Here is a 17,055-nt window from a genome sequence, read left to right as displayed (position 1 = left end):
CCTTGTAATACTTATATTTGCCGCCATTAAAAATGAGAACAATACTATGAGCGCAGCAACTCGCGAAAGTTTCGATGTACTGATCGAAATTCCAAAAGGAAGTCGTAACAAATATGAATACGATTTTGATATAAAAAAAATTCGTTATGATCGCATGATTTTTTCATCTATGATGTATCCTGCAGATTACGGTTTTATACCAGAGACTTTAGCATTAGATGGAGATCCATTAGATGTTTTAGTACTAGTAACAGAGCCTACCTTTCCTGGTTGTGTTATGGAAGTAAAGCCTATAGGTGTTTTCCATATGGCGGACGAAAAAGGTCCCGATGAAAAAATTATCTGTGTACCAGTAGCTGATCCTATTGCCAGCCGCATAGCCGATTTACAAGAATTAAATCCACACCTTATAAAAGAAATTGAACATTTTTTCCAAGTGTACAAAGATCTTGAAAAAAAGAAAGTTGATGTTGGTGGCTGGGGTAATATTGACGAAGCCAAAGAAATTATCAAATCCTGTGTGAAGCGATTTGACGATTTAGAAGACAAACCTAAAGGTTTATTTAGCATCTACTAATTTAAAGTATAAAAATCTTTAAAAAGCGCAATATTTTTGATTAAATATTGCGCTTTTTATATTTAGATGAATTCACTACTTTTAGCACCTAATTAACTAAAAACACATTTAATGGAATCAAATATGATTTACATGCCAATCGTTTTGGCATTTCTAGGGCTAATTTATATGCTTATTAAAAAATCTGAGGTAATGAAACAAGATGCCGGTGACGGTAAAATGAAAGAAATTTCGGATCATATTTATGAAGGTGCCTTAGCTTTCTTAAATGCTGAATATAAACTACTTGCAATATTCGTGGTAATAGTAAGTATATTACTTGCGATCGTATCTTTTATCGTACCGACTACTCACTGGTTGATCGTAATCGCTTTTATATTTGGAGCTATTTTCTCTGCTTTTGCAGGTAATATAGGAATGAAAATTGCGACCAAAACTAATGTTAGAACAACGCAAGCTGCTCGTACAAGTTTACCAAATGCACTTAAAATATCTTTTGGTGGAGGAACCGTTATGGGTCTTGGCGTAGCAGGTTTAGCTGTTTTAGGCTTAACAGCATTCTTTATATTCTTTTTTCACTTTTTTATGAACGGAGAATGGACCAACACAATGGATATGACCATTGTTCTTGAAACATTAGCAGGATTCTCTTTGGGAGCTGAATCTATTGCACTTTTTGCTCGTGTCGGTGGAGGTATTTACACAAAAGCCGCAGATGTAGGAGCCGATTTAGTAGGAAAAGTGGAAGCTGGTATTCCAGAAGATGACCCTCGCAATCCTGCTACCATTGCTGATAATGTAGGTGACAATGTGGGTGATGTAGCCGGTATGGGTGCTGACTTATTCGGGTCTTATGTAGCAACGGTACTGGCTGCAATGGTTCTTGGTAATTATGTGATTAAAGATATGGGAGGAGCAATTTCTGATGTTTTTGGAGGTATTGGTCCAGTCTTATTACCAATGGCAATCGCTGGTGCAGGAATTATTATTTCTATTATTGGTACTATGTTGGTCAAAATTAAAAGTAATGAAGCTAAAGAAGCTCAGGTTATGGGAGCTTTAAATATTGGTAATTGGACATCAATTATTTTAGTTGCAATTTCATGTTTTGCTTTGGTAAATTGGATGTTACCAGAAACAATGAATATGAATTTCTTTGGTGAAGGTCTTATAGAGATTTCTGCAATGCGCGTATTCTACGCAACGCTGGTTGGTTTAGTAGTAGGAGCTGTAATTTCATCTGTGACGGAATACTATACTGGATTAGGTAAATCACCTATTCTTAAAATTGTGCAACAATCGAGCACAGGTGCTGGAACGAACATTATCGCTGGTTTAGCAACAGGTATGATTTCCACATTTCCCTCTGTATTATTATTTGCTGGAGCGATTTGGGCATCGTATGCCTTTGCAGGATTTTATGGTGTAGCACTAGCTGCTTCTGCCATGATGGCAACAACAGCCATGCAATTGGCAATCGATGCTTTTGGACCTATTGCAGATAACGCTGGTGGTATAGCAGAAATGAGTGAACAAGAGCCAATAGTAAGAGAACGTACTGATATACTAGATTCTGTAGGTAATACTACAGCTGCTACAGGAAAAGGATTCGCTATTGCATCCGCTGCATTAACATCTCTAGCTTTATTTGCTGCTTATGTAACTTTTACAGGAATTGATGGTATTAATATTTTTAAGGCACCCGTATTAGCAATGCTATTTGTTGGAGGTATGGTACCCGTAGTATTTTCTGCACTAGCAATGAACGCAGTAGGAAAAGCTGCAATGGAAATGGTACAAGAGGTTCGTCGTCAATTTAGAGATATTCCTGGAATTATGGAAGGTACAGGAAAACCAGAATATGATAAGTGTGTCGCTATTTCTACTAAAGCATCTCTAAAAGAAATGATGTTACCTGGACTATTGACTATTGGATTCCCATTAGTAATAGCATTTGTTCCATTATTGTTTGGAATGAATAAATTAGCGATCGCAGAAATGTTAGGAGGGTATATGGCCGGAGTTACCGTGAGTGGTGTCCTTTGGGCAATCTTCCAAAATAATGCAGGTGGTGCTTGGGATAATGCCAAAAAATCATTTGAAGCTGGTGTAGAAATTAACGGAGAAATGACGTATAAAGGTTCTGAAGCCCATAAAGCGGCGGTAACTGGTGATACTGTTGGTGATCCTTTCAAAGATACTTCTGGACCATCTATGAACATCTTGATTAAATTGACATGTCTTATCGGACTTGTAATAGCACCGATACTTGGAGGGCATACTTCTGAAACAGCTCTTGCTACTAATGAAATTGAAGTAATTGCTTCTAAATATCCATCGAATGAGATTGAAAAAAAGATTGAAGTTGAGATGCGTATGGAAGATGATATCGCAAATGCTGTAGTGACTATTAAAACCACTCAAAACGGTAAAACAACTACTGAAACCAAAAATTTAAAAGGAACCGAGGAAGAAGTGAAGGATCGTATAGAAAAGATCAAGGCTTCTCTAAAATAATTTTTAAAACCGCTAACATTAAAAAACCTCGCTTATTAGCGGGGTTTTTTATCTTTACGAATAATTACTGATCTATGTTTAAAAAAAAACCGCTTCGAATTAACTCTTATTTAGGTTACGGTACTGTGAAACGTCTACGAGCTACGGGTAGAGCGTTAGAGGATGAAAACATAAACTTTGACGGAAATACAAAAACATTAAAAACACTATATAATATCTTTAGGCAGTTTGAAAGTGACGAGATTAAAAATGCCTGTGTTAAACTTAAATTATCTGATGGAACAACGTTTACCACAAAAACTGATCAGGAAGGATATTATAATTTTGATGAAATTTTGTCCAATGCTGAAGCCTTAATAGATGAAAAAAAATATATTTCTTATTTGCTTTCTTTTGAAAACATGGGTGGTAAAAAAGTTATCCAATCAAATATATTTAAAGGAAAAATGCTAGTCCCTTCTTCTAAAGCAACATATGGAGTGATTAGTGATATTGATGACACAATTTTACATACAGGAGTTGCATCATTATTTAAATGGAGAGTTATTGCCAATACCTTCTTTAAGAATTTTGACAGAAGATTGCCGTTAGAAGGAACCGTACAATTCTATCAAAAATTAAAACTTGGTCAAAATAATAAGCCAATAAATCCAATCTTCTATGTTAGTAACAGTCCTTGGAATTTATATGATTATCTATCAGCTTTTTTAAAAAAACATTATTTCCCAGAAGGGCCTATCTTATTAAGAGACTTTAGAACCCCTTTTGATAAGACACCAAAGCCAAAAATACCACATAAGCAATCAGAGATTATAAATTTACTGAGTGTATATCCTGATTTAAAATTTATATTAATTGGGGATAGTGGAGAAAAGGATGCAGATATTTACACCGAGATCGCAAAGAACTATCCCGGTAGAATATTAGCTATTTATTTAAGAAGTGTAAACCACAGGAGAAAAGAAAAACGAATTACTAAAATAATAACAACCTTTACTACGACTCCAATTCTTCTTGTAAGTTCTTCACAGGAAGCAGAGACTCACGCAAAGCAGCAAGGGTTTATAAGTTAGTTCTTCAAGCTTCTAACTTCAGAAGTAAGTGCAACCATTGCATCCTGTAATTGTTTAATACCCGTTGTATCAGGATTAGAATCTATATTAAAACTGAGTTTGCTATTAACCTCCCATAGCTCTAAAATTTTGTGTGTTTGAATGGTATAGGGTAAATAATCAACATTCAGAGAAATTAATGTTAACATGGATGAATCCTCATTTTTTCTTACTTTTTTAACGACCACACTATCCTGTAATACAACTACATAAAGCGCATTGCTTCTTACATCCGAAAGGTTATTGATGGCTTTTCCAATTACCCACTCTTTAGGTTCTAACACCGGCAGCATACTATCTCCTTCTACCTGAAAACCCCGATATGTAGCATTTCTATATTCTGGAAGAGGAATATCAAACGCTGGCAACTGCTGATACCAATCCACATCCTGTACATTGTGTGGATACCCCGCAGCCGCTTTGACATTGACCAATACAATATTCTCATTATCCTGAGGGTCCACAGTTACTACTTTTGGAGCAACATCTCCATTGTGTAACAGTATTTCTTTTTGATCACTTTCTCCAAACAACCAAAGAGGATTTACACCGAATTCCTTAAGCAATTTAGATACTACTTTTCCAGAAATTTTGGTTTTCCCTCTTTCTATATCCGCTGTAGAATTTTTAATATTTAAAACCTTTGCAAAATCAGATTGTGTAAAATGATTTTCTTCACGGATTGATTTAAAGCGTTGAATGGTTTGGTTAGTTAAATTATCCATACAACTTCAAATTATTTATTCATAGACATTATCGTTAACTTATTTGGGATAATTCCTTAACAAATATACTATTTTTTGGAATATTTCCAATTTTAACACTGCTTGATTTTTATTTTATTGGAATATTTCCATAAATTTGGAAAAATTACTAGCAAATCTAAATCTTTATGACATCACCGATCCCTGTACACCAACCCGAATCAGAAAATATAATTCGATACTCATTAAATAATTCGATCCCAGCAACTGAAAAACTTTATACCACTTTAAAAGACAAAGGTTATTTTTTCAACAGAAATCATTGCATCAATAATTATACTTTTGACTTTTATTCGCCGCAGTTAAAAATTGCAATTGAAGTTGATGGCTACGCACACGAGTTTACAGATGTATATAGTCAGGATGAACCTAAAAAATTACACATAGATTCTTTAGGAATAACCGTTTTACGCTTTACCGATTATCAAATACTCGTAGATATAGAAGAGGTTATAAGAACCTTAAAATATTTAGTAAAGTCAGCTAAAAACAGAAAGTATGTCGTTTAACAGGATACGTGAAAAACTTTCCATCCTAGCAGATGCCGCCAAATATGATGTCTCCTGCGCCAGTAGTGGTGGCAAAAGGAGAAATACCAAAATGGGTTTAGGTAACAACACGGGGATGGGAATTTGCCATAGTTACACCGAAGATGGTCGTTGTGTGTCTTTATTAAAAATACTCCTGACCAATCACTGTATTTTTGATTGTGCCTACTGCGTTACCAGAAAGAGCAATGACATTCAGCGAGCCGCTTTCAAGATTCAGGAAGTGGTGGATCTTACTATTAATTTTTACAGAAGGAATTACATTGAAGGATTGTTTCTGAGTTCTGGGATTTTCAAAAATTCTGATTATACGATGGAACGATTAATTGCGGTTGCAAAAAAACTTAGATTAGAAGAAAATTTTAATGGGTATATTCATCTAAAATCAATTCCCGGTGCGAGTGATATTCTTATGAGAGAAGCAGGTTTGTATGCGGATCGGCTTAGTGTTAATATAGAAATCCCTACTATATCAGGACTACAACTTCTTGCTCCAGATAAGAAGCACGAGGATTTCATAAAGCCCATGCAAAAGGTAAAGAATGAAATCATTCAATACAAGGCGGAAAGAAAGGTCATCAAAAGTACACCAAGATACGCTCCTGCCGGTCAAAGCACCCAAATGATTATCGGAGCTACTGGAGAAAGTGATAAAGACATTATGAATGCTGCAACGTATTATTATAAAAAATTTCATATGCGTAGGGTATATTACTCAGGTTATGTTCCTGTTATGACCGACAATCGTTTACCTTCGTTATCTACAGAAGTACCAATACTTAGAGAAAATCGATTATACCAAACGGATTGGTTATTACGGTTTTATGGATTTTCAGTGAGTGAACTGCTTAATGATCAATATAAAAATCTAGAACTTGATATCGATCCTAAATTGAGTTGGGCACTGCGAAGTTTGCACCTATTCCCCATTGATATTAATAAAGCAGATAAAACAACATTAGCCAGAATACCGGGCATCGGAATGCAATCTGTTTCGAAAATACTACAAGCTAGAAAATTTAGAAAATTAAACTGGTCACACTTAAAAGCAATCGGGATCGCGCTAAACAGAGCTAAATATTTCATTACTTGTGACTCAAAAGAATTTCATCATGAAGATTTTACTCCTTTATTTTTAAAAAATAAAATTCTAAACAATTCCAAAAGTAAACATGCTAAGCATTTTTCAAATCAATTAAGTCTTTTTTCTTAAAAATTATTGATGAACCCTCAAACTATTTTAATGTATGACGGAAGTTTTGATGGATTTTTAACCTGTGTATTTACAGTATACGAGCAAAAAACAGTAAATCCCTATATCCAAAAAGAATTCCAGTCTACTCATCAATTGTTCTCTGTTTCAGAAACAATTATCACAGATGAAACAAAATCTAAGAGAGTTTGGAAAGGTATCAAAACGAACATATCATCCATACAACAAAAAATGCTCTTTAAAGCTTTTTTAAGTGAAATTAAAGGAGTGGAAAACACATTACTTGCTTATATTCAAAACATATTTGACACCCAAGAATCAAATCTAATCGATTATGGTAATAATGATATTCTTAAAATCACCCAAGTTGCCAAAATGGTTGGTAGAGAGAAACATCGTATGGAAGCTTTTGTCAGGTTTCAAAAAACCAAAGATGGTATTTTTGTAGCAACTGTAGAACCTGACTTTAATGTGCTTCCTTTAATAGTTCATCATTTTAAGGATCGATACGCAGATCAAAAATGGCTCATCTATGATATTAAAAGAGCTTACGGAATTTATTACAATCTTTTTAAAGTGGATAGTATAACTTTAGATTTTTTTTCGAAACTCCGGACCAATATCGATAAGGATACTTATGCCGATAGTGAAATAGATTTTCAACGTCTTTGGAAAACCTATTTCAAAAATGTTACCATTGAATCCAGAAAAAACTCAAAGCTTCACTTGCAACACCTTCCAAAACGATACTGGAAATACTTGATAGAAAAAAACGATATATAAAATAAAATGTTAAATTTGCCGTTCGATAACCCAATTAACTATATCTATCAATTATGAAAAGATTATTTTTAGGAGCAATCGCTCTAATGTTAACAGTTTCGGTAACCTCTTGTAGAGATACAAAAAAAGCAGAAGATGCTGCTGAAGAAACTGTAGAAGAAGTAAAAGACGCCGCAGAAGAAGCGGTAGAAGAGGCAGAAGAAGCCGTAGAAGAAGCAAAAGAAGCTGCAGAAGATGCGATTGAAGATGCAGAAGAAGCTGTTGATTCAGTAAAAGCTGCTGCTGGTGAAGCAGTAGAAAATGCTAAAGAAGCTGCTAGTGACGCTGTGGATGCTACTAGTGACGCAGTAAAAGAAGGAGCAGATAAAGCTGCTGCTGCATTGAAAAAGCAATAGTATACCAAACTAAAAACGTAAAACCCTCTCGAAAATTTTCGAGAGGGTTTTTCTTTTTCTAATCATGCCACACTACCTTCTCTGCAATCGAATTGCGTTTAGAAGTTAAATTTTCTTCCTTATCATAATTTCCTAAGTATAACAAGCCCAAACAACGTTCTCCTTCTTCAAAATCGAAAAATTCATTCATATATTGTATTAAAGAGGGACTGCTCCAATAACAACCTACCTCATTCGCAGAACAAGTAAGCCACATATTCTGAACTGCCATGGCTGTGGCCGCGATTTCTTCCCATTCGGGCACTCGTTCTTTTAGATCACGTTGCATACATATTACAATAATTGCACTGGCAGCTTTGCACTTATTCTTGATTTTTTTATGTTTAAAAGGAGAAAATGTTTCTTCAGGAGTTATATCCGTATACGTATCAGATAAAAAAGTTCCCAAACGATCTTTTGTTTCTCCTCTTACGACCTTAAACCGCCAAGGTTCTGTTAGACGGTGTGTTGGAGCCCAGTTTGCATTTTCCAACAACACTTTAATGAACTCTTTCGAAACAGGTTTTTCATTATATTGAGAAGGAAAAATTGATCTTCGCTCTCTAATAATCTGATTTAAATATTCATTATTCATGCATTTTACGTTTTTACTGTAAAGTTATTATTAATATTGAGACCAATTATATAAATCTACATTATAGATCTTGAATTTTCGTAATCGTATTCATAAACCCGAGCAACTTGACAATTTATCTTTATCTGGTAAACTGTTATCAGACACTTTAACTAGCCTAAAGTTAATCAATACACTTTTTGGTAACCATAGACAGCTCACAAAAAGTGCTTTACAATATTGTTTATCAAAAGATAACAAACAATTTCGCATTGTTGATGTAGGTTGTGGCGGTGGTGATAGTATTCGAAATATTTCTAAAGAATTTGGTAAAAAGGGGATTCGTGCCTCTTTTTTGGGAATTGATGGCAACCCACAAAGCATTGCCTATGCTAAAAATAAATATGCCAGATATGACCATATAGAATTCAGAACTGCAAATATCTTGGATGACTCGTTCTCAATACCCGAATGTGACCTCATCATAAGTAGCCATTTTGTCTATCATTTTAAAGATAATGAGGTAACGAATTTTATAAAAAAAGCTTCGAAAAAAGGAGTTGAACATCTTATTTTTAGTGAATTGAAGAGAAGTCGAATGGCTTATTTTTTATTTAAGTTTTCAAGTGTTATTTTGCCAATTTCCAGTATTGCGAAAAAAGATGGTTTACTGGCCATACAAAGAGCTTTTACTATAAAGGAGCTTAAAAACATTTTAACTAAAAGTGATACAAAAAAATATACTATTTCTAAAAAATTTTGGTTTAGAACTATAACAACAATTGACCTCTAATTATGAAAGATACTTTTTCGGAAACTTTGAAAAAACTAAAAGAAACTCCAAAAACTTTGGTACTAACCTATATAGTTGTCTATTTTTTATGGGGTTTAGGGATGAATGAATTCGGTACAGAAATGGAAATCGCCAGATTTTCTCATTGGTGGCAAATTATTACTTGTTATATTTTGTATATGGTTCCTATTTCGATTATCCTAAAGAGTTACAATTTCTTCAATCAATACGCCTATGGACTAGTGGCAATGGGAATCCTGGAGTTCTTGGGATATTGGCTACAGACCTCTTATGCATATCCTAATAATATGATTGACCAATTATTCAACCCTCAAAACTTCAGTCTTGGGATGGCCTTATTTTTTGCTTTGTATTTTCCTGCGGGAAACTGGTTAGTTGCTAAGGTGCACACGATACTTTTCAAAAAAAATCAGATGCAATCAACATCTACCTTATGACCAGAATGAATTGCTGTTTCCCCTGTTTTTTGACGCGATACTTACCTTCAATTGCCTTAGCGCCCTTTAAATCCAGAGAGTCTTTGACATATACTATCCAATCTTGTCGGTGTACGATTGCATTATCCAGCACAACATCGGTTAAATTAGCATCCTCTAATTTGGTGCCCCACAATGTAGCTTCGGTTAAATCTGCTTCGGTAAGATCTGCTCCATATAATTTGGCATTGGTTAAGTCAGCACTTAACAACTCTGACTTCCTGAGGTTAGCGTTTGTAAAATTAGCTCTTTTCAGAATGGCATCAGAAAGATTTATTTTTTCCATATTCGCCTCTACAAACTCGCTTCTTTCTAAATTAGCTGCAGGCAGATTTACTTCTGATAAATTAGAGTTACTTAAATTAACATATTTGAGATTTACTCCTCTACCCAAAAATATATCTTTAAAATAGGTATAACTAAAATCTGATGCATCCAAAATTTCTCTATAGGATTGATCGGCCAAATTGCTTCTGATCAAACTAAACAACAGCTGTCCTTTTTCTGGACTTATTTTCTTATCGATAAGTTCACCGTCTTCTTTATATTTATACGGTTTCATTGCCCTCGAAAGACTCGCTATTCTTGCTTCCAAAACCGGGCTGATATTACGCTCACTAGAACCCTTATATTTTAATTCTTCACTAAGATCCGAAAGTAAATTATCCATGATAAACACTAAAGAAGATCTTCTTTCTGCTTCAATCAATTCGTTTTGATTATCTACTAATCGATTCTGATTGATAACAAGTGTGGTTTGGTATATTAGTATTAAGGATGGAATCAGTGTCACAAACAACCCAAAAAGACCAATTCTTGTGATACGCCATATAATATTCGAGGACACATCAGAAACAGTATCAACGGATACCGATTTGGTTTCCTTATATTCGGTAATAGCATTGTTGATACTTTGTTTTAGTCTAATACCTATTAAGGGTACACTAGACTTTTTAAGAATCCAGAAACCAATATTTCTTTTTTTCTCTTTTCTTTTATTGATTTGATCCAGTCGATCCTGAAGTTGCTGCTTCTCTTTCTCTAACTGCTCGATTTGTTCTTGCTCAGTCACTTTATGTTAGATTTTGGGATTTTAGAAGTTCAATATATTAAAGTTATATGATTCATGCTAAAAGAAACACATAACTTGTACCATATGTGTATGTTTTTATAACGTTTATATACGTTTACACTTCTACTACTATAGTTGGGTTATGAATAATCAGCCTATGGTTGTAATAACTAATCCAGTTCTTTTAATAGCTTTTTTGCCTCACGTTTCCTAAAATTTACAGCACTTTCAATATGCAATTTTAGTCGACTTCTTGTGTTCTTCAAATCCCCTAATTTTAAATAAGACAATGCCAAATACCAATCTGCCTTGGGTGCATCCAGCGTATTGCTGTTACGCAATTTTGTAAACGTATGGATTGCAGCTTCATTTTGATCCAGTTCCAACTGAATAACACCAGAATATAACAGGATCTGAGGGTTCATTTCTTGATCATTATCCAACATATACTTCTGAAGTAAGCTTAAGGATTCTTCGTATCTTTTATCTCTAAACAATCTTTCTATGTTTGTCAAATCATCAGCACCATCCCTAAGTGTTAATGACGGAAGGTCATCCCAATCTTTATACTCCGCATACAATTGATCTCCGTTTACGCTTTGATTGAATTGGTTTACTAGAAACAATCCCACCACAAAAACTGCAGCTATAGCTCCAACATATATAAATATTTGCTTTATTTTGGATGAATTTGGCTCTTCAAAATATGATTGTTCTGCCTTAAGAATCGCTTCAGAAATTGTTTTTCCATTATCACTTTTCAGAAAACGATCATACTGTTCAACTTTTTTATAAGTTGCTTTTCTATCGATTAACTCCCAATTTTTTTCATCATACACTGTATGCATCTCTCGATAAAGTTCTAACTTTTCTTTTGCAGCTAGATCCTTATCAATTTTTTTTAGAAAAATGGCCTCTTCCACCTTGGTCATTTCGCCATGTAGGTATTTTTCTATATCCTGTTCTAGTGTATTCATAACTCTTTTAATTCGTTATAACGAGCATCCGAATGTATGGCTTCTTTCAACTTTGATTTACATTTAAAAATACGTTGTCTTACTGTATTTTCTGTAGCATATCCTAACTTTTCTGCAATCTGAACATAAGGAACTTTATTAAAGAAAAATGCTAGTATCTCTCTACAGTTCTGTGATATTTCTAATAATTTTTCCTGAAATAACTCCCATTTTTCTTGTTCGTATGCTGCCAAAGCTATTTCTCGTTCTTCATGTACAAGATCCATAACCCCTTCATTTGTTACCCACGATTTCGATAATTTTGCAGCTCGCCTCCATAAATTTTTACAAATCGTAACAAAATATCCATCAAAACTAGAGGTGATCTTAAAACTCTTGTCCTGTGCTCTGGCTGATAATTGTAATAATGCTTTTTGCATAACATCTTTAGCATCATCCTCTGATCCATCGTGGCTACATATATACGCCTTAATTTTAGGATATAACCTACGATATATTTCTCTAATACCTTTATCATCGCCCTTAATCAGGCTTTGTAATAAGTAATCATCATGCTTCTGATTTGTCATGTAATTTTTAAGTGACTATAGCATGTTGTCTAACATACTTTCTATATGAAGAACACAAACTTAACGATAATTCATGAAATTTGATGAGGGGAATAAGCCTGTTTTTTTATGGGTTAACTATTCTTGATTCTATGTTAATTTATAAAAAAAAAAAAATTCCCATTATTATCACTTGTTTCTGCCTTAAGTTAACCCGCTGTTTAACAACATAATAAATCCAAAAAAAATACAATTCACTAGCTAACTACAAAAGTTGCTAAAATAAATTTTAGGTTTTTGGGTAACATTTCTTCTATTTTCGAATCCGTTGTATGAATATCAACTAAAAAATGTGGCTTAGTGCTATATCATATGCATTTGCACATTTAAAAAACAATTTAATTATCATGAAAAAAAGTATTGTAACCGTAGCATGTGTATGCATTTCATTAATAGGAATATGGGGATGTTCTATAGATGAACATATTACAACTCAAAATATTGAGTTGAACGAAGTTTTAGAAAAAAGTACTCCAAACAATCCCATAATGCCTGAAATCATTAGAAATCAAGTAGTGGTAAAATTTACAGACGCTACTTTAAATGAAACTCAAAAAAAGAATCTTCGCGAGGATCTTGAGCGAGATTATGATTTTAAAATATTACAAAAAGAGGTTTGTGACTGTGATCCTCAAGGACCTGAATTATGGACAATAGATACCATATTTGCTGATTTTAATGGTGTACAACACTTAGTGGAAAATTTAGTAACTAATCTAGAAGATGATTCAGGAGACGAAGAAGTTGAAGAAGGTAGAGCTATGTTTGATTATCAATTCTACATACATATTGCTCATAAGACTTTATCCGGTCATTACAGTAGTCGTTTAGAAGACAAAATACTCTCATCTAGCAATCCTGATTATGTAAATATTGCAATAGTAGATACAGGAATTGATTATGATTATTTTAATGACCCAATATTATACAGCACAAGAGGCGCATCTAATGGAAGTTTTGGAGATTCTGGTTGGGATTATGTAAATCATGATAAGGATATGAGAGATGACAATGGACATGGTTCTAAAGTGGCAAAAATCATTAATTCAGAATTAACAGCTAATCAAATTCCACATCAATTATTATCTATAAAAGCCTTTAACGAGGATGGACGTGGTAGTTACTATGATATCGTTTGTAGTTTGAACTACATTTCCAAATTAAATAATATAGATGTTGTAAATATGAGTTTTGGATGGTATGGTTTAAAAAAACAAAAAATATTAAAAAACAGCATTCAATCTATGGAAAACACTGTACTATTTATTGCTTCTGCTGGTAATCGAGGATTGAATGTTGATGAAGAAATCGCTCATTTTCCATCAGGATATGCAATAGAAAATCTTTTGGGAGTTGGGGGTTATGAAATTGAGGTCAGTGAGCAAGTGGAAATGCCTGATTTACTTGATTTCATGTCCATCATAGAATCCAATTATGGACCATCGACTATTGATATAGCTGCGCCGATAGACGGATATCATTATGTAATGTCATCCGATTCAAATCTTACAATTGATCCTATAGGAACCTCTTTTTCGGCAGCCTATATAACGGCGGTTGCAGGAAAGCTCTATGACAACGAAAACACTTCATTACAACTTAATAATGCTATACTAAATAGTGCCTATAACGTACCTGGATTACAAGATTATATTCAGCAAGGTAGAGTGGTAGTTAAAAGATAACTTAAAAGCATATGTTCCTACGTTTGAAAATTTAAAACAACAAAATCGTAAATATAGTTTCATTGTTTATGTAAAGTGTAATTTTCATATTTTTAAAGTATGAAAATTACACTTTTTTTCTTGGTACTAAGTATTATTCCTCACACTCTATATTCGCAACAAGACAATGATGAGTTTACTAAACTATTGAAATCATCTATAGATCTGGAGTTGAAAGAACACAAATTAGATTCTTTCTTTGAGTATAAAAAAGATCAGTATAGCATAGCTATTGCAGATCACTATCATGATTACGGAGTCTTTCTATTTAAAAAATGGAAAAAAACTAAAAAAAAAGAAAACCTTCACAAAGCAATTTTATTTACAAAAAAATCCTTGGTAATTAAGGACAGTTTACAAATTAAATTACCCAAATCATTGGATAAAACACTATACAATTTAGGTTATTACAATTCTAAAATTCAGGAATACTTTACCGCCATAACTTATTTCATAAGATTATCTAAAATAGGACAACTTGATAAAAAAATAGTTGCACATTATGAGCTTTCTACAGCGTATAAAAATATAGGAGATTACCATAAAGCCTTGATCACTATAGAAAAAGCTATTGAGCTATGCCCAAATGAATCTAAATATGATAAAAAAAGAGTTAATTTCTATTTGTTCAAGGCTGATATATATTCTTCTATGGGATATAAAAAGTATTCTAATGAAATTAAATCAAACCTTCAAAAAGCAGATTCGATACTCAAATTAGTTTCATATAACTCATCAAAACAAAAAAACAGAATATTTCAAACAGAAGGTAACCGACTTTTAAAAATTGAAAAATATCAAGCAGCTATAAGAAACTTTTCTCAAGTTCTAATCACATTAAATCCTATTGATTCTATCGATAGATCGCAGGTTCATAATAGTTTAGGGCTTGCATTCCTCAATCTAAAACAATTAGATAGTAGTAAATTACATTTGGAAAAAGCTACGAAATATAATCAAAGCTATACGCCTGCCTACGAAAATCTTGGTGATTTTTATATAGCCAAAAATGAGTTTAAAAAAGGATTATTGCTTTATCAAAAAGCAATACAATATTCTATTGATCCAAAAAAAATATATGATTATAAAGACAGTATTAAAAGGGAAGACTTAGCACTAATATCTAATAAATATTATACCCTAAATCACCTTATCCAAAAAGCAAATGCTTGGATTACCTATTACCATTATGATAAAAATCAAGATCATCTTACACAAGCTTTAAAAACATTTAAAATTGCAGATCTGTTAGTAGACATCATTCGTTTTGAGAGTACGGAGTATAAATCCAAACTATTTTGGCGAGAACAAGGATCCAATTTATATATCAAAGCTGTAGAAACATGCTATCTGCTTAAAAAAAACAAAGAGGCCTATTATTTTATGGAGAAAAATAAGGCCTTGTTACTATTAGAAGATATCACCAATGAACAAGCCAAAGAAAACACCAAGCTTCCTTTGGAAATAGCAAAACGAGAGTTTGCATTAAAACAAGCAATCTATCTTTCAGAAAATGAATTAAATAATTCAGAAAAAACAACTAAAGACAGCATCATCTCGGTAAAAGATAAAGTCTATCATAATAAAAACCTGTATGAAAAATTTGTAGATTCTATAACTAAAATATACCCAGAATATGCCGCTAATAAAAAGAAAATAATCGTCTTACCGTATAAGACATTTAGTAAAAAACACATTTCAGATAAAGAAGTGGTGTTACAATATATTTTGGATAAAAATCAAGGGTATGGTTTGCTTACCACATCCAACAAATCTATTTTTTTTGAGATAAAAGATGTCCCTAAGCTTCAGCAAAATATTAGGCTATTGCGTAAGCAGTATTCTGATTGGTTTCGTACTCAAGAACAACTAACTGCCTATCAAAAAAACGCGAATCTCATATTTAAAAAATTAATACCTCAACAGGTATACACCCAACTTAAAGAAAAGAAAGTCACCATCATCACTGATTATACATTGCAACAAGTCTCTTTTGATGTGTTAATCACCTCAGAACAATCTGATAAATATTTGATACAGGATACTGAGATACGGTATGCGTATTCGATGTCATATCTGGATCGTAAAGACCAGATAAAAACTACGCCTAAACATTCTTTTATAGGCTTTGCCCCTGTAACCTTTGCTACAAATGAACTCGGAGATCTTACCCTAAGTAAAAAAGAAGTACTCTCGATTTCGGATTTATTTAATGGAAAAACTCTAATAGAAGAGAAGGCAACCAAAGCTAATTTTCTAAATACAATTGCTGAATATAAAATTATACATCTTTCTACACATGCAGATATTCGTGATGCTATAGACCCTTGGATAGCATTTAGAGATGAAAAGCTAACGCTACAGGAGATTTATGCCACTAAGAATCAATCTGACATGGTAGTACTAAGTGCTTGTAAGACATCCTTAGGAGAGCTAGAAAAAGGAGAAGGTGTAATGAGTCTGGCTCGTGGCTTTTTTCACTCTGGAACGAAAAGTGTAATCTCATCTTTATGGTCTACCAATGATAAATCGAACCAAGAGTTGATGATTGATTTCTACAAAGGCATCAACCAAGGGCTTACTAAATCTACCGCCTTACGAAATGCTAAACTACACTACATAAACACGCACGATGGTAGTGAGCTATCTCCTTTTTATTGGGGTTCTTTGATATTGATTGGAGATAATGCTCCTGTAGAACCATCTCAAAATTTTTCTATTTGGTATTGGCTGCTTATTTTTTTTACAATAACAATCGTTTCTTTGTTATACTCTTTTAGAAAGAAAAAAGCTCTAAGTATTGACAATCTACTTTCTAAATAAAATCAGTTTATAAACCCACTAAAGATTTAGAGTATTATT

16 protein-coding genes are annotated in these 17,055 nt (G+C 33.3%); 11 read left to right on the top strand and 5 right to left on the bottom strand.

Annotation, left to right across the window (positions count from 1 at the left end; all coding sequences use genetic code 11):
• Positions 1-46: 46 nt before the first annotated feature.
• The 3 genes from ACWGOQ_RS02850 (at position 47) to ACWGOQ_RS02840 (ending at position 4,167) form a co-directional block, all read left to right on the top strand.
• Positions 47-577 carry an inorganic diphosphatase gene (locus ACWGOQ_RS02850; RefSeq protein ID WP_452057040.1) on the top strand — a complete coding sequence of 177 codons (531 nt, stop codon included), beginning with the start codon at positions 47-49 and terminating at the stop codon, positions 575-577.
• Between the two features lie 111 nt (positions 578-688).
• A complete protein-coding gene (locus ACWGOQ_RS02845) occupies positions 689-3,094 on the top strand; it encodes a sodium-translocating pyrophosphatase (RefSeq protein WP_452057039.1) in 2,406 nt (801 codons plus the stop codon).
• Positions 3,095-3,168: 74 nt separating this feature from the next.
• Positions 3,169-4,167: an App1 family protein phosphatidate phosphatase gene (locus ACWGOQ_RS02840; protein WP_452057038.1), complete on the top strand. Its 999-nt coding sequence runs from the start codon at positions 3,169-3,171 to the stop codon at positions 4,165-4,167.
• Here ACWGOQ_RS02840 and ACWGOQ_RS02835 read toward each other — a convergent pair.
• The gene (locus ACWGOQ_RS02835) at positions 4,164-4,931 is read right to left on the bottom strand and encodes an XRE family transcriptional regulator (RefSeq protein ID WP_452057037.1); all 768 of its coding nucleotides are present in this window, start codon (positions 4,929-4,931) and stop codon (positions 4,164-4,166) included. The two genes, ACWGOQ_RS02840 and ACWGOQ_RS02835, sit on opposite strands and share 4 nt — an antisense overlap.
• Before the next feature lie 167 nt (positions 4,932-5,098).
• On the opposite strand from ACWGOQ_RS02835, the gene ACWGOQ_RS02830 reads away from it, so the two are divergent.
• Genes ACWGOQ_RS02830 through ACWGOQ_RS02815 form a run of 4 tightly spaced genes read left to right on the top strand, consistent with a single transcriptional unit; the run spans position 5,099 to position 7,909 of the window.
• Positions 5,099-5,479, top strand: coding sequence for an endonuclease domain-containing protein (locus ACWGOQ_RS02830; RefSeq protein WP_452057036.1), 381 nt, complete (start codon positions 5,099-5,101; stop codon positions 5,477-5,479).
• A complete protein-coding gene (locus tag ACWGOQ_RS02825) occupies positions 5,469-6,731 on the top strand; it encodes a putative DNA modification/repair radical SAM protein (protein ID WP_452057035.1) in 1,263 nt (420 codons plus the stop codon). Before ACWGOQ_RS02830 ends, ACWGOQ_RS02825 begins: the two co-directional genes overlap by 11 nt.
• Positions 6,732-6,740: 9 nt before the next feature.
• Entirely contained in the window at positions 6,741-7,514 is a 774-nt protein-coding gene (locus ACWGOQ_RS02820) for a TIGR03915 family putative DNA repair protein (protein WP_452057034.1), read from the top strand.
• A gap of 53 nt (positions 7,515-7,567) precedes the next feature.
• The gene (locus ACWGOQ_RS02815; protein WP_452057033.1) at positions 7,568-7,909 is read left to right on the top strand and encodes a hypothetical protein; all 342 of its coding nucleotides are present in this window, start codon (positions 7,568-7,570) and stop codon (positions 7,907-7,909) included.
• A 58-nt stretch (positions 7,910-7,967) separates the two neighbouring features.
• On the opposite strand, the gene ACWGOQ_RS02810 is transcribed toward ACWGOQ_RS02815, so the two are convergent.
• Complete coding sequence (locus tag ACWGOQ_RS02810) at positions 7,968-8,543, bottom strand: nitroreductase family protein (protein ID WP_452057032.1); 576 nt, start codon at positions 8,541-8,543, stop codon at positions 7,968-7,970.
• Between the two features lie 70 nt (positions 8,544-8,613).
• On the opposite strand from ACWGOQ_RS02810, the gene ACWGOQ_RS02805 reads away from it, so the two are divergent.
• Both ACWGOQ_RS02805 and ACWGOQ_RS02800 read left to right on the top strand, forming a co-directional pair.
• A complete protein-coding gene (locus ACWGOQ_RS02805) occupies positions 8,614-9,315 on the top strand; it encodes a methyltransferase domain-containing protein (RefSeq protein WP_452057031.1) in 702 nt (233 codons plus the stop codon).
• Positions 9,316-9,317: 2 nt separating this feature from the next.
• The gene (locus ACWGOQ_RS02800) at positions 9,318-9,773 is read left to right on the top strand and encodes a hypothetical protein (protein ID WP_452057030.1); all 456 of its coding nucleotides are present in this window, start codon (positions 9,318-9,320) and stop codon (positions 9,771-9,773) included.
• On the opposite strand, the gene ACWGOQ_RS02795 is transcribed toward ACWGOQ_RS02800, so the two are convergent.
• From ACWGOQ_RS02795 to ACWGOQ_RS02785, 3 genes are all read right to left on the bottom strand, one after another.
• Positions 9,763-10,884 (bottom strand): pentapeptide repeat-containing protein, encoded by a 1,122-nt coding sequence (locus ACWGOQ_RS02795; RefSeq protein ID WP_452057029.1) that lies wholly within the window; start codon positions 10,882-10,884, stop codon positions 9,763-9,765. The two genes, ACWGOQ_RS02800 and ACWGOQ_RS02795, sit on opposite strands and share 11 nt — an antisense overlap.
• 170 nt (positions 10,885-11,054) lie before the next feature.
• Positions 11,055-11,861, bottom strand: coding sequence for a tetratricopeptide repeat protein (locus ACWGOQ_RS02790; RefSeq protein WP_452057028.1), 807 nt, complete (start codon positions 11,859-11,861; stop codon positions 11,055-11,057).
• Positions 11,858-12,430 carry an RNA polymerase sigma factor gene (locus ACWGOQ_RS02785; RefSeq protein ID WP_452057027.1) on the bottom strand — a complete coding sequence of 191 codons (573 nt, stop codon included), beginning with the start codon at positions 12,428-12,430 and terminating at the stop codon, positions 11,858-11,860. Before ACWGOQ_RS02785 ends, ACWGOQ_RS02790 begins: the two co-directional genes overlap by 4 nt.
• A 386-nt stretch (positions 12,431-12,816) precedes the next feature.
• On the opposite strand from ACWGOQ_RS02785, the gene ACWGOQ_RS02780 reads away from it, so the two are divergent.
• Positions 12,817-14,154: a S8 family peptidase gene (locus ACWGOQ_RS02780; RefSeq protein ID WP_452057026.1), complete on the top strand. Its 1,338-nt coding sequence runs from the start codon at positions 12,817-12,819 to the stop codon at positions 14,152-14,154.
• A 99-nt stretch (positions 14,155-14,253) separates the two neighbouring features.
• A complete protein-coding gene (locus ACWGOQ_RS02775) occupies positions 14,254-17,016 on the top strand; it encodes a CHAT domain-containing protein (protein ID WP_452057025.1) in 2,763 nt (920 codons plus the stop codon).
• The last annotated feature ends 39 nt before the right edge of the window (positions 17,017-17,055 follow it).

This window comes from Aquimarina ulvae (assembly GCF_053613295.3).
The sequence above is the reverse complement of the archived record's forward strand: the minus strand, read 5'-3'. Positions and strand labels throughout refer to the sequence as shown.

Bases quoted from the DNA above. Each gene is read 5' to 3' on its own strand.
- ACWGOQ_RS02850 (WP_452057040.1), top strand. From the start codon at position 47: ATGAGCGCAGCAACTCGCGAAAGTTTCGATGTACTGATCGAAATTCCA.
- ACWGOQ_RS02845 (WP_452057039.1), top strand. From the start codon at position 689: ATGGAATCAAATATGATTTACATGCCAATCGTTTTGGCATTTCTAGGG.
- ACWGOQ_RS02840 (WP_452057038.1), top strand. From the start codon at position 3,169: ATGTTTAAAAAAAAACCGCTTCGAATTAACTCTTATTTAGGTTACGGT.
- ACWGOQ_RS02835 (WP_452057037.1), bottom strand. From the start codon at position 4,931: ATGGATAATTTAACTAACCAAACCATTCAACGCTTTAAATCAATCCGT.
- ACWGOQ_RS02830 (WP_452057036.1), top strand. From the start codon at position 5,099: ATGACATCACCGATCCCTGTACACCAACCCGAATCAGAAAATATAATT.
- ACWGOQ_RS02825 (WP_452057035.1), top strand. From the start codon at position 5,469: ATGTCGTTTAACAGGATACGTGAAAAACTTTCCATCCTAGCAGATGCC.
- ACWGOQ_RS02820 (WP_452057034.1), top strand. From the start codon at position 6,741: ATGAACCCTCAAACTATTTTAATGTATGACGGAAGTTTTGATGGATTT.
- ACWGOQ_RS02815 (WP_452057033.1), top strand. From the start codon at position 7,568: ATGAAAAGATTATTTTTAGGAGCAATCGCTCTAATGTTAACAGTTTCG.
- ACWGOQ_RS02810 (WP_452057032.1), bottom strand. From the start codon at position 8,543: ATGAATAATGAATATTTAAATCAGATTATTAGAGAGCGAAGATCAATT.
- ACWGOQ_RS02800 (WP_452057030.1), top strand. From the start codon at position 9,318: ATGAAAGATACTTTTTCGGAAACTTTGAAAAAACTAAAAGAAACTCCA.
- ACWGOQ_RS02790 (WP_452057028.1), bottom strand. From the start codon at position 11,861: ATGAATACACTAGAACAGGATATAGAAAAATACCTACATGGCGAAATG.
- ACWGOQ_RS02785 (WP_452057027.1), bottom strand. From the start codon at position 12,430: ATGACAAATCAGAAGCATGATGATTACTTATTACAAAGCCTGATTAAG.
- ACWGOQ_RS02780 (WP_452057026.1), top strand. From the start codon at position 12,817: ATGAAAAAAAGTATTGTAACCGTAGCATGTGTATGCATTTCATTAATA.
- ACWGOQ_RS02775 (WP_452057025.1), top strand. From the start codon at position 14,254: ATGAAAATTACACTTTTTTTCTTGGTACTAAGTATTATTCCTCACACT.